The following is a 12,496-nucleotide window of genomic DNA, read 5'->3' as shown; positions in this document are numbered from 1 at the left end:
TCTTCAAACGCTGCTTTCACACGATTAACCAATGTTTTTTGCCCGTCGCGAAGCCATTTACGAGGGTCATAATATTTTTTGTTCGGTTTATCTTCACCCTCTGGGTTTCCGATTTGCCCTTGGAGGTAATCTTTATACTTTTCGTAATAATCTTTCACCCCTTCCCATGTTGCCCATTGGGTATCGGTATCGATATTCATTTTGATAACCCCGTAGCTGATCGCTTCGCGGATTTCTGCGTGAGTTGATCCTGAACCGCCGTGGAATACGAAATTGACCGGTTTGTCCGATGCGGTGGCAAATTTTTCTTGGATGTATTTTTGGGAGTTGTCTAGGATGATCGGAGTGAGGACGACGTTACCCGGTTTATAAACGCCGTGAACGTTTCCGAATGATGCGGCGATCGTGAATCGGTTGCTTACTGCGCTGAGTTTTTCATAGGCGTAGGCGACATCTTCGGGTTGCGTGTAGAGGAGGGCGTTGTCGATATTGGTGTTGTCTACTCCGTCTTCTTCTCCTCCGGTCACACCGAGTTCGATTTCGAGCGTCATACCGATCTTGTCCATACGCTTCATATATTCAACACAGGTTGCGACGTTCTCTTCGAGTGATTCTTCGGAGAGGTCGAGCATATGAGAAGTGAAGAGTGGTTTGCCGTATTGAGCGAAGTGTTTTTCACCGGCATCGAGAAGTGCATCAATCCACGGGAGAAGGTGGCGCGCCGCATGGTCGGTATGGAGTATGACGGGAATGCCATAGGCTTCAGCCATCATATGGGTATGGATCGCTCCGCTGATAGCACCGACGATGGCCGCTTTTTCTTCTTCGTTGCTAAGCCCTTTACCGGCGTAGTAACTGGCTCCTCCATTTGAAAATTGGATAATAACAGGAGAGTTGACTACTTTTGCCGCTTCTAAAACTGCATTGATTGAATCGGTTCCCACAACATTGACCGCCGGAAGAGCATACCCTTCTTCTTTTGCAATTTCAAATAGTTTTTGAACATCATCACCGAAAAGCACTCCCGGTTTCATCACTTCTAAAATACGTTTGGACATTCTTTACCCCACAGTTAAAATTGACGATATTATACTCTTAGAGCAATAATGTTAGAATTAAAAGAAAAGGGAGTTGATTTTGGTCCGTTTCGGTTTTTCGCTTTTGATCGGGTGCAGTGTTCTTTACGCGGCCTCAGCTCCATTAGTATTTGATACCTTGGCTGACCCTCTCCAGAAAAGTACTGTTTCGATTGACAAACTGAGCCAAAAACCGGTTATGGAGCCGAATAAAGTAATATTACGAAACTTTTTGAGCAATGTTGATGCGACATTGAGCGTGGGAAGAGAACTCTCCGGATCCAAAGAGGTTGACAAAGAAATTTTGAATTCGTATCTGAGAGAGTTACGAGAATTGTCGCGTACGAAAGAATCCATCGATGATCTGTATCGTAAATCGTTACACATAGCTATGGACAAAAGTGATAAGAAAAGTTTTGAAGATTTGATTTCAGCACCGCTTGATCCTCTCCATCATCCTCGTATCCGTTCTGAAGTGATTGCATTTTACCAAAAAAATTATCCGTATCACGCGATTAAGTCCATTGAAGCATTGTGCGATGAGCAGGCACTGGAGCAAAAAAGTATTCAGGTTGCTATTGAACAAGAACAGGCGTATGAAGAACATTTGAGGATTTTAAAGCGCTCTGAAGTCTCCGGTGTTAAAAAAACTGCGCAAATCGGTTCGCGTAACAGTGTTATTCTCAGTGCAGAGTCCAATGGGGTAGGGGGATTTGAATTCGAAGCGGAAAATTTGAATCCCTATACCGTAACGATGAGTATTGATTTTGAGGCTCTTACGAATTTAAAAGCCTCTGGAAACCTTCCATTGTTCATAGAAGTACCCGGACGCAGTAAAAAAAGAGTTTTGGAACTCTCACGAATTTCTTCCGCGTTAGGAGTTGATTATCGCTCATCGTACGGATGGGTGAGGGGATCGGCTTTTGCAATCCATAAAGATGAGTACGTTTATAAACTCCCTTTTTTAAAAGGGGCTGATGTTCATATTTCGCAAGGATATCATGGGGAGACATCGCACAAAGGACTATCGGCGTATGCGGTTGATTTTCCGGTTCCGGTCGGGACGCCGATTTATGCCGCGCGCGAAGGGACCGTGGTGGGCTCAGAAGGGAGCAACAACCTTGGTGGGGGCAGTCCCGAATATCGTAAATTTGCCAATTATGTCATTATTGAGCACAGCGATGGGACAATGGGAAATTATTACCATTTGAAACAAGGCGGTGCTGTCGCGGTGATCGGACAAAAGGTTGCTAAAGGCGATTTGATCGGATATTCGGGAAATACGGGTTACAGCAGCGGGCCGCATTTGCATTTTAGTGTCAGTAAAGTAGATCCGGTTTCGATGCGCAGACCGATGAATTTGCCGATTAAAATGCAAACATTGCAAGGAATTGTCACTTTACCGCGTAAAGGCGATCAATATACGGTACAATAATTCCACAGATTATAACAACGGGGTTTTCACATGTTCGATACTGTCAAATCAAAAATTATTTTTACAACATTGCTTTTTAGTTTTTTAGGATTAGGGACAATCTATTGGTACTTAACGACAACGTTTCATGATTTTTCGAATGAGACGGCGAAGCGATCGCTTAATATGCTCAGCCAGTCGATTTTTCAAACCCTCACCGGCAGTATGCTTGCCGGTGACCCGGCAGTTGTCGCAGAAGCCATTGCTAATGCCCAAAAGATTGAGGGTATTGAAGCGCTAAAGGTTGAAAAATCACAAGCGGTTATTGACTTGCTCGCTCCTGAATCAAAATTTACCGAAGAGCCTCTTATTCGTGAAGTTTTTAAAAACAAAAAGTCTCAAGTGATCGAAAATACCAACGGTGCTCATACTATTCGTCTACTTCAGCCCCTTATCGCGGAAGATCGATGTTTGGCATGTCATACAAATATCCAGACGGGAGAAGTTTTAGGGGTAATGGATTTGGTCATTTCTTTAGAGAAAAATGATGAAGAAATCAGTAAAACCGAAACCATTTTGTTGATCGCGCTTAGCGTTGTCGTTATCGTTTTCGTCTCAGTCCTCAATATCTTCTTTGGAAAAGAAGTATTGACGCCACTTGAGGGTTTACGCAACCGCATTGGAGCGTTGGTCAGCGGAGATAAAGATTTAACCAAACGGCTTGAAGTGACGAAAAAAGATGAGTTCTCGCAAGCTGCTACGGCTGTAAACCGTTTTGTTTCGATGGTACAAGAGACGGTCAATGAGGTTAAAGAGCTTGGCCGTCAAAATTCAACCATTGCGACGACGATCACCGATGCGACGCAGGTTATATCAAGAGGGGTAGAACAAGAGCGTCAAATTGTCGAAGCAACGACCCAGAAAAGCCATTCCATTAAAGAGATTTTATCGGGAGCGATTGCCATATCAGAGCAAACACAACGCAATGTTGCCAACGCAAACGGTGAATTGGTCACCGCCAAAGATGCCTTGTCCCGTCTTGTCGGAGAGGTAGAAGGATACATTGAAAATGAGCAAGAGATGTCTTCTCAGTTGTTGTCTTTGCGTCAGGATGCAGATCAAGTGAAGAGTGTACTCGGGGTTATCAAAGATATTGCCGATCAAACCAACCTTTTGGCACTGAATGCTGCGATCGAAGCGGCGCGTGCGGGAGAACATGGACGCGGGTTTGCCGTTGTTGCCGATGAGGTACGAAAACTTGCGGAACGTACCCAAAAAAGCTTGACCGAAATCGAAATCAGTGTAGGAACGATTGTCCAAGCGATTAATGATGTCAGCGATAAAATGGGTGAAAATGCCCGAAATATGAACGATTTAACGGTCATATCGAATGAAGTAGAAGAAAAAATTTCGGCTACCTCTTCAGAGATGGAACGCTCTGTCTCAGTAGCGGAACGTTCTTATAATGATTCAGTCGAGGTTGTCGGTCATATCGAATGGATCATTGATAAAATTTCACAGATTAATGATGTTTCGGAATCGAATCGCCACAGTGTTGAGCAGATTGAAAATGATTCGAAACAGTTACTTGAAGTCGCCAATTCGCTCTCTGCTCGTATTAATGAGTTTAAGAGCTAAAAATTCCAAGCCAAAGAGCATCGTTAGAGGTTGATAAAACCTGATGCTTGGTGTGATGAGGAATAAAACAATAATCTCCTGCTACCAGGTTTAGTGCCTGATCATTGACTTGGAGGCAAGCCCTCCCGGTTAAAAGCAATACCCATTCATCTTGTTCTTGCTCATAGCGTTCTCCGGGGGTTTTAAGCCATGATCGAATTGATTCAATTTTGATCGAATGATTTTGAAAAAGAGTTGAAAATATTTCACTGTTTTCAGCGGGTTTGTCGTTGTGATAAAGGTTATTTACTATGATCAAGAATATCTCCTAAGTTAACGCGTGATATGATGTCACTATTATAAACCAACAGCAGAGAATTTATGAAAAACATTGTCTTAATCGGTTTTATGGGGGTCGGCAAAGGTTCCGTGGCACGAGAGATTGTCAAACAATCCAATCTGATTGCACTCGATACGGATGATATAATCGAAAGTATGGAAAACCGCCGTATCAAAAAAATCTTTGCCGAAGAGGGTGAAGAATATTTTCGTACATTGGAGCGTAAAGTGGCTCAGTGGCTCCAAAAAGAGGTCAAAGGGACGTTAATTTCTACCGGAGGCGGATTTTTCAAAGTACCGAATTTGAAAAAAATCGGGACAGTCGTCTATTTGTCCGCACCGTTTGAGACGATACACAATCGCATTCTCGAACATCCTGATGCCCAAAAGAAATTACGCAAACGCCCTTTATTTCAAGATATCGATAAAGCAATAAAGCTTTATGATGAACGCTCCGCTCTTTATAAGAAAGTAGCCGATATTGTGATCGATGTGAGTAATAAAGATATACCGGACATCGCAAAAGAGATTCTTAAAAAGGTTAAATGAGATGAAAAAAATATTTTTAATGCTATTGATGTGCGTCACAGTAATCTTCGCTGCTGAGATCAAGTGGGAAAAAGAATACTCAGCGGCGATCGCTAAATCAAAAGCGGCCCAAAAGCCGTTGATGTTTATTGTTTCAAATCATCATTGCCGTTTTTGTGTTCAGTTTGAAACTACAACGCTGAAAAATCCAAAAGTAGTGCAAAAACTCAATGCGGATTTTATCAGTGCGATCGTATATATAGATGAGAATCCACTTTTTCCACGTCAGTTAAATGTTCCGGGAACACCGGGGACATGGTTTTTGAAATCGGATGGCGAACCGATGTATCAACCTGTGATGGGGGCTGTTGAGAGTGAGCAGTTTCTCAATGCACTGGATATGGTCAAACAAGAATACAAAAAAAGTGCGGCGAGCAAGTAAAAAGGATATTAAATGACACTAATCCATACGAATGAATCCAATTTTGAGACAGTCTTTAACGAACTACTAGGGCGTGGAAAGATGGATATGGAGCATGTCTCTACAATCGTTAAAGGGCTCATCGATGAAATAAGAGCGGATGGTGATGATGCTTTGATCCGACACATCTCAAAATTCGATCGATGGAGCCCTTCTTCTGGTACGGAGTTACGTATCGATACCAATGATATGAAGCGTGCGTATGAGGCACTGGACCCGGCACTGAAAGCGTCTTTGCACTTGGCGTATGATCGTATCCGTGTTTATCATGAAAAACAGCTTCCAAAAAGCTGGTTCGATACCGAAGCTAACGGGACGATTTTAGGACAGAAAGTAACTCCGGTTGATCGTGCCGGGCTTTATATCCCCGGAGGAAAAGCGGCCTATCCGAGTTCATTATTGATGAACGTTATTCCTGCTCAGGTGGCAGGGGTTGAGCACATCGTCGTAACAACACCGACTCCTGATAATGAACCGAATGAGCTTCTTTTGGCGGCGTGCCATCTGTGCGGTGTGAGCGAAGTGTTCAAAGTGGGTGGCGCTAGCGCGATTGCGGCAATGGCGTATGGAACGGCAACGATTCCAAAAGTAGATGTGATTACGGGTCCCGGTAATATTTTTGTTGCAACGGCAAAAAAAATGGTCTTTGGCGAAGTAAACATTGATATGATCGCAGGTCCGAGCGAAATCGGTGTACTGGCGGATGATTCGGCGAATCCTGTACACATCGCGATCGATCTGCTTTCTCAGGCAGAGCATGATGAGATGGCGAGCTCAATTTTGATTACCCCGTCACAAAAATTTGCGGATGCCTGTGCCCTCGAGATTGAAAATTGGCTCAAAAAACTTCCTCGTGAAGAGATTGCCCGTAAATCGATCGAAGAGCGCGCCGCTATTATTGTAACCGATTCGATGAAAGAAGCGGTGCGTTTGATGAACGAGATAGCACCTGAACATCTCGAAGTAGCGACGGACAACCCTTTTGCTTTATTGCCGTCCATCAAACATGCAGGGGCGATCTTTTTAGGCCATTATACCCCTGAAGCGATCGGAGATTACGTTGCAGGGCCGAATCATACTCTCCCTACCGGTGGGACAGCGAAATTCTACTCACCGCTTGGGGTTGAGAATTTTATGAAAAAATCCTCCATCATCTCATTTTCACGTCAAGCGATCAATGAAATCGGTGAGGCGTGTGCCCTTATCGCTCATACCGAAGGGCTGGGTGCACACGAAGCATCGGTTCGCTGCCGCCTCGACAAATAAATCTTTTTTATCCTTCTTTTCCCCTTTGCGGGAAACATTTCCAAACGGTTACATATCAAAAAGTTATAGCAAAAACGGGTCGCCTTTTAGTTTCGGTTAAACCTATTTTGGCTACTATCAACCCAGCAGAAATGCCGTTAAATGCCTGTAATCACGGCATCAAATAAAGATTATTCATGTTGCTTATGACATGAATGGCATTCACGTGAATCAGGAATAAGGAGAATATATGCAATTAGGTTTCTTAGTAGACCTTCGCCTATGTATGGGGTGTAAGGGCTGTGAGATCGCATGTAAAGTGGAGAACGAAGTTCCGCTTAGTACATGGCGTCTACGTGTCAAATATGTTGATGTAGGAACATTCCCGGAGACGAAGCGGACATTTACACCGCTTCGCTGTAATCATTGTGCCAATGCACCGTGTGAACGTATTTGTCCCGTGAGTGCATTGCACTATCTTGAAAACGGTATTGTTAATATCGATAAAGAGCGCTGCATCGGATGTGCGGGCTGTGTTATGGCCTGTCCGTACGGTGCGATCTACATTGATCCTCAAACACAAACAGCCGATAAATGTACCTACTGTGCGCACCGTGTCGCGAGTTCGATGATGCCATCGTGTGTTGTCGCTTGTCCGGTTGAGGCCAATATCTTCGGTGATTTGGATGATCCGATGTCGAACATCAGTAAATACATCCAATCACACCAAGGAAACGTCCAAGTACGTAAACCGGAAAAAGGGACATTCCCTCACCACTATTACGTCGGTGGCGGCAATGTAACACTCAACCCGTTGGCATCGTTCCGTGGTGAAGGTCACAACCTTTTCAATAATCTTAAACATCTCCCTATAGGAGGGCACTAATGGTACACGAAACAATAGCGGCAACAAACGCGGTTGTAGTTCTTGACGTTGCTCTTCCGGGTATCGTTTGGGGTTGGATTATTACGATGAATATGTGGGCAAAAAGTATTGGGACGGGGATTATTTTCCTCGGGTTTTATTTGCTTAAGAAACATCCTGAGCAAACAGCCTTTATCCGTTTTCCGATAGTTGCGATTTCGATTGTATTTATCCATATTTTCTTGTTTTTTACGGTCATCGATTTGCACCAAATGTTCCGTTTCTGGCATATTTTCTTCTATCCTCATTTGACATCGGCGATTACGATCGGTGCGTGGATGGCAACCGGTTTCGTAGGATTGTTGTTTGGTATGGCATACGCAATCTACCTGAAAAAAGATGAAGTTTTGTATGACAAGCTCCTCGGATGGACCGTACTTCTTGCTGTTCCTGTAACGTTGTATACAGCAGGATTGATGGCGCAGTCAACGGCGCGTGAGTTATGGCAAATGCCGACGGAATCGGCGCAAATGATCTTGGCGGCTCTCCTTGCAGGAACGGCCACGATGATTCTTCTCGGCGGTAATAAATTCTCCGATGCGGTTAAAAAAGATTTGGCAGTTGTTTTGGGACTTGCGGCAGCAGCAGCATTTATCCTCTACATGGCTGAACTTATTTTCGGATCGATGAAAGCGGAAGAAGTCGGGGCAACTCTCGAGTTTATTAAAGGCGGCGAATATACCGTAATGTTCTGGATTGGACAAGTAATGGCATTCTTGGTACCGATGGCATTGGTATGTTTGAGCTTGAAAAACCAATCGTACTATTTGTTAAAAATTGCCGCAGTGGTTGCACTGGTCGGTTTGTGGGTAACGAAACACGTGTGGTTGGTTATTCCTCAATTGTTAAATATGAGCTAAGAGGTAGATTATGATGTATTTAGAAAGTAGAAGAACATTTTTAAAAGGGACCGCGCTCACTGTAGCGGGTGCCGCAATCGCTAAAGGAGTTTTTACCGTTGATGCAGCCGCTGAATCGGTAAAAGAGAGCAAATTCACCAACACTCCTGATAGCCTCTCATTCTATCCTCCTCAAGATCAATGGAACCATTTCCAAGAACTTAGCGGTGTAGATTGGAAACGTGGCGGTATTGATCGTCACGGTGTACAGAGTGAAAACAATCCTGATGGGATTTATGTAAATGATTTCATGATCGTTCCGACAGCGTGTTCGAACTGTGAAGCATCATGCGGACTTACTGCATGGATCGATAAAAAGACGTTTACCGTTAAAAAATACATGGGAAATCCTCTTCACCCCGCTTCACGCGGACGCAACTGTGCAAAAGGGTACGCGGTTCAATCGCAGATGTACGATCCTGACCGTATCCCTTTCCCGCTTAAACGTGCGCCGGGTTCAAAACGCGGAGAAGGTAAGTGGATCCGTACGACGTGGGATGAAGCGATGTCTACCATCGGTAAAAAAATGGCCGATACGATTCGTAAAGGGGATCTTCTCTCTAAAAAATCGGTCATGTACCATGTCGGTCGTCCAAATGAAAACGGCTTTGTTCCTCAAATTTGGGAAACATTGGGATTGGATTCGTATAACTCTCATACGAATATCTGTTCATCCAACGGTCGTACTCCGACGATCTGGACAGCGAACGATGACCGCACCAGTCCGGACTGGGCAAATGCAAAACTTATTTTCCTAAACTCCTCTCATGCAGCGGATGCGGGGCACTATTTTCAGCAATCAGCAAGCTTTATCGCCGATGCGCGTAAAAAAGGGGCTAAACTCGTCGTTATGGACCCACGTATGTCGAACTCTGCGGGGATGTCGGATTTATGGATCGCGGCATGGCCGGGGACGGAAGCAGCTATTTATCTCTATTTAGCGAATCGTATCCTCAGCGAAAATATGACGGATAAGAAGTTTGTGAAAAAATGGTTCAACTGGGAAACCTTGATGAACGATTCCGAGCATCTTAACTTTATGGTTGAAAAAGGTCAAATTACTAAACTTCCGGCAGACCGCAGCTTTGAGAGCTACATGGAGCTTTTGAAAGATATGTACGCTCCGTATACCCTTGAGTATGCAGTGAAAGAGACCCATGTTCCTGCCTATAAACTCGAAAAACTCTATGAGATGTTTATCTGGGCAGGTGATGCGATCTCTACCTATATCTGGCGTGCAGCGGCTGCGGGTAACCGTGGTGCGTGGATGGGCGGACGTTCAGCCTATTTCTGTATCGGACTTCGTGGAGCTATCGGAACCGAGGGGGGAACCTTCTTCCACCACTGGCACGTTATCTCTGTCTCCGGTAAAGGGGGGAGCGCTACCGTAGGTCAAGGGATCTCAGGTGCCGATGTACCGAAAGTACAAGCATGGAATGAGTTGACATGGCCTCCTGAATGGCCGTTATCAACGTATGAGCTCTCATATCTTCTTCCACACCTTTTGAGCGATACGGCGTGGCAGAAAAAATGGACAGATCGCGGATTGACCGTCCCAAGCAAATTGGCGGTTTATATTCCACGTATGTACAATCCGGTATGGATTAATCCGGACGGTTTCCGTTGGATCGAAGTGTTGAAAAATGAAGAGATCATGGAGCTTACCATGAACCTCTCTCCGGTATGGTCAGAAACCAACTGGTATATGGACTATGTTCTCCCTGTAGGTCTTGCGGGTGAACGCCATGACCAACACTCTGAAGCAACGATGCCGGCACGCTGGACAAGCTTCCGTCAGCCGGTATTGCGTGTAGCGTTGGAAAAATCGGGCTGGAAAGCTAAAAATCCTGCCCGTGCAACCCTCGAAGCACATATTAAAGCGGGTCTGGGTGAAGTGTGGGAAGAGAATGAGTTCTGGTTCCAACTATGTACCGATTATATCGATCCGGACGGGTCTCTCGGAATCAAAAAAATGTGGGAATCCAAACGTAATCCGGGTAAAACGGTCACCATCGCAGAGTGGTACGATGCGGCGTTCGGGGACAACTTGCCGAAACTCAAAGAGACGGCTACCAATGATCCACGTTATATGAACGAAGAGTTCCCGGTTTATTCGTATCTTCGTGATTACGGTGTATGGATGGAAGAGGATAAAATCTTCAATGCACAAGAGCGTGAACTCAAATTTGAAGACGGTGAAGTTATTTCACACGGCCACAAGTTCGCTGCGGGAACAATGAGTGTTGGAGCGGGTGGAGTGATCTCAGCGCAAGATCATCACGGTAAAGAGAAAAAAATCGGTATCGAGATTGACGGTAAAAAAATGGAAGGGTTTGCAACCCTGACGAAAAAACTCGAATTCTATACCCAATGGGCTACCGATTGGCATTGGAGAGAGTATGCAATGCCGTTCTATCCTCGTAACGAGGATGAGAAAAATGAATACATCCATCTTGTATCTCATGTTAACCATAAATACATGACGGAAGAGAATTCATTTGCACTCAATACGGTATTCCGTTTGCCGTATAACATTCATACCCGTTCAGCGAACTCGAAACATTTGATGGAGATCTCACAGAATCATGATCCGATCTGGATTTCGACGAAAGATGCAGCTCGTCTCGGCTTTAAACGCGGTGATGCGATCCGTGTTCGTATTGTGGATACGGTTTCTGGTTTAGAAGGGGGTCATTTCGTTGCGATGGCGGTTCCGACAGAGGGTGTTCTTCCGGGAACACTTGCCTGTTCACACCATGGCGGACGCTGGAAGCTCACCAATGCGGTTACGATTCCAAACGGTGTAAGTGATGGAAAAGTAGCGCCGGGCGTGGCACCGCGTGATTTGAATAATAAAGAGTTCCTCTCCGAATCTCCGGCGAATGTCGGTAAAGCAGGTGGACAAAGCATTATCGATGATTACGAAGGGACAACCGGGCTTAACAGCTTCGGGGTTCCGGTAGCTGAGATCCAAATGGACGGAAAAGTAGGCAAACTCAAATACGTCGAGGGGATTAAACCTTTCCACACAGAGCGTTTCGCTGACTACAACCGTGACTCCGGTAATATTTGGTGGGATGGTTTGAGCGGTTCATGGCAAAATGCCGTTGCGGCTCCTCATCCTGACCCTGTTTCGGGTATGCACTGCTGGCACCATAAGGTTCTTTTGGAACCGGCACAAGCGGGAGATAAAATCGGGGATATTTTCGTAAACTACGATAATAATTTTAAAGTCTACCAAGCATGGAGAGACAAATTGACGCGTGGTTTGGATTCAAATTCAACCCTTCGCCGTCCTCGCCATATTAAACGCCCTTGGGTCAATCTCGATCCATCGGTCTATGAAGTGAGTATCAAGTCCTAAGGCTTGATACCTTCGTATAACACACTCTCATTAGGCACTTTTCAGCCTTGTAAGCTACAATCACGTTACTTTATTAAAGGTCATTTTTATGGATGAAATTATCGCACGCAGTAATTTATATGCGTTGTTATCACGAATATTGCTTCAAGAGTTAGATGTGGAACGTTTGGAGATTCTGCGAAACGATGAAACGGTTTTAGAATTTATGCCCCACTGGCGAGATTGGGAGCCGCGCAAAGAGATCGAATCGCAAAAGCTTTTGGAAGAGTATTTGAATCCTGATTTTACCAACCTATCACTCCTTCATTTGGTGCCGTATGAGACATTTTACACACGACCTGACCAGATGATCGAGACCGGGGGTGCCAATCCAGTGACCGATATTTACAGTTCTTACGACTTTCTCGTTGATTATGAAGTAGCTCGTGTCGTATCGTCCGATCATATCGGTATTGAGATGGAATTTATGCATCATTTGTGTGAAGCACAGCTAAAAGCACTCGAAGAGGGCGATCATGAAGCGGTACAAGAGTTGATCAATGTTCAACACAACTTTTTAAATTCCCATTTGCTCAAATGGGCACCGATGTATTTGATCAATATGAAAT

The 12,496-nt window shown here is 44.7% G+C and carries 11 protein-coding genes; 9 read left to right on the top strand and 2 right to left on the bottom strand.

Features of this window, described 5'->3' with window-relative positions; translation table 11 throughout:
- On the bottom strand, positions 1–1,058 hold a 1,058-nt coding region (gene fbaA / locus A3G19_RS10305; protein WP_294872622.1), incomplete at its 3' end, for a class II fructose-bisphosphate aldolase.
- 79 nt (positions 1,059–1,137) lie between these two features.
- Between fbaA and A3G19_RS10300 the strand changes: the two genes are divergently transcribed.
- Together A3G19_RS10300 and A3G19_RS10295 are read left to right on the top strand one after the other, a co-directional pair.
- Entirely contained in the window at positions 1,138–2,511 is a 1,374-nt protein-coding gene (locus tag A3G19_RS10300; RefSeq protein WP_015653066.1) for a M23 family metallopeptidase, read from the top strand.
- A 30-nt stretch (positions 2,512–2,541) separates the two neighbouring features.
- Positions 2,542–4,128 carry a methyl-accepting chemotaxis protein gene (locus tag A3G19_RS10295; protein ID WP_015653067.1) on the top strand — a complete coding sequence of 529 codons (1,587 nt, stop codon included), beginning with the start codon at positions 2,542–2,544 and terminating at the stop codon, positions 4,126–4,128.
- On the opposite strand, the gene A3G19_RS10290 is transcribed toward A3G19_RS10295, so the two are convergent.
- A complete protein-coding gene (locus A3G19_RS10290; protein ID WP_015653068.1) occupies positions 4,118–4,426 on the bottom strand; it encodes a cupin domain-containing protein in 309 nt (102 codons plus the stop codon). The genes A3G19_RS10295 and A3G19_RS10290 overlap by 11 nt on opposite strands.
- A 62-nt stretch (positions 4,427–4,488) precedes the next feature.
- Between A3G19_RS10290 and A3G19_RS10285 the strand changes: the two genes are divergently transcribed.
- The 7 genes from A3G19_RS10285 to A3G19_RS10255 form a co-directional block, all read left to right on the top strand.
- Positions 4,489–4,995 (top strand): shikimate kinase, encoded by a 507-nt coding sequence (locus A3G19_RS10285; RefSeq protein WP_015653069.1) that lies wholly within the window; start codon positions 4,489–4,491, stop codon positions 4,993–4,995.
- Between the two features lies 1 nt (position 4,996).
- Complete coding sequence (locus A3G19_RS10280; protein ID WP_294872621.1) at positions 4,997–5,416, top strand: thioredoxin family protein; 420 nt, start codon at positions 4,997–4,999, stop codon at positions 5,414–5,416.
- Positions 5,417–5,428: 12 nt separating this feature from the next.
- The gene (gene hisD / locus A3G19_RS10275) at positions 5,429–6,721 is read left to right on the top strand and encodes a histidinol dehydrogenase (RefSeq protein WP_294872620.1); all 1,293 of its coding nucleotides are present in this window, start codon (positions 5,429–5,431) and stop codon (positions 6,719–6,721) included.
- Between the two features lie 229 nt (positions 6,722–6,950).
- The gene (locus tag A3G19_RS10270) at positions 6,951–7,586 is read left to right on the top strand and encodes a 4Fe-4S dicluster domain-containing protein (RefSeq protein WP_015653072.1); all 636 of its coding nucleotides are present in this window, start codon (positions 6,951–6,953) and stop codon (positions 7,584–7,586) included.
- The gene (gene nrfD, locus A3G19_RS10265; RefSeq protein ID WP_015653073.1) at positions 7,586–8,485 is read left to right on the top strand and encodes an NrfD/PsrC family molybdoenzyme membrane anchor subunit; all 900 of its coding nucleotides are present in this window, start codon (positions 7,586–7,588) and stop codon (positions 8,483–8,485) included. Before A3G19_RS10270 ends, nrfD begins: the two co-directional genes overlap by 1 nt.
- A 13-nt stretch (positions 8,486–8,498) precedes the next feature.
- The gene (locus A3G19_RS10260; protein WP_015653074.1) at positions 8,499–11,888 is read left to right on the top strand and encodes a molybdopterin-dependent oxidoreductase; all 3,390 of its coding nucleotides are present in this window, start codon (positions 8,499–8,501) and stop codon (positions 11,886–11,888) included.
- 88 nt (positions 11,889–11,976) lie between these two features.
- A partial coding sequence (locus A3G19_RS10255) for a molecular chaperone TorD family protein (RefSeq protein WP_294872617.1) occupies positions 11,977–12,496 on the top strand: 520 nt, incomplete at its 3' end.

The sequence above is a fragment of the Sulfuricurvum sp. RIFCSPLOWO2_12_FULL_43_24 genome, from assembly GCF_001829605.1.
In the GTDB taxonomy this organism is placed as follows: domain Bacteria; phylum Campylobacterota; class Campylobacteria; order Campylobacterales; family Sulfurimonadaceae; genus Sulfuricurvum.
The sequence above is the reverse complement of the archived record's forward strand: the minus strand, read 5'-3'. Positions and strand labels throughout refer to the sequence as shown.

Excerpts from the sequence above, each read along its gene's own strand:
- nrfD (WP_015653073.1), top strand. The coding sequence starts at position 7,586 with ATGGTACACGAAACAATAGCGGCAACAAACGCGGTTGTAGTTCTTGAC.
- A3G19_RS10280 (WP_294872621.1), top strand. The coding sequence starts at position 4,997 with ATGAAAAAAATATTTTTAATGCTATTGATGTGCGTCACAGTAATCTTC.
- A3G19_RS10270 (WP_015653072.1), top strand. The coding sequence starts at position 6,951 with ATGCAATTAGGTTTCTTAGTAGACCTTCGCCTATGTATGGGGTGTAAG.
- A3G19_RS10285 (WP_015653069.1), top strand. The coding sequence starts at position 4,489 with ATGAAAAACATTGTCTTAATCGGTTTTATGGGGGTCGGCAAAGGTTCC.
- A3G19_RS10260 (WP_015653074.1), top strand. The coding sequence starts at position 8,499 with ATGTATTTAGAAAGTAGAAGAACATTTTTAAAAGGGACCGCGCTCACT.
- A3G19_RS10295 (WP_015653067.1), top strand. The coding sequence starts at position 2,542 with ATGTTCGATACTGTCAAATCAAAAATTATTTTTACAACATTGCTTTTT.
- hisD (WP_294872620.1), top strand. The coding sequence starts at position 5,429 with ATGACACTAATCCATACGAATGAATCCAATTTTGAGACAGTCTTTAAC.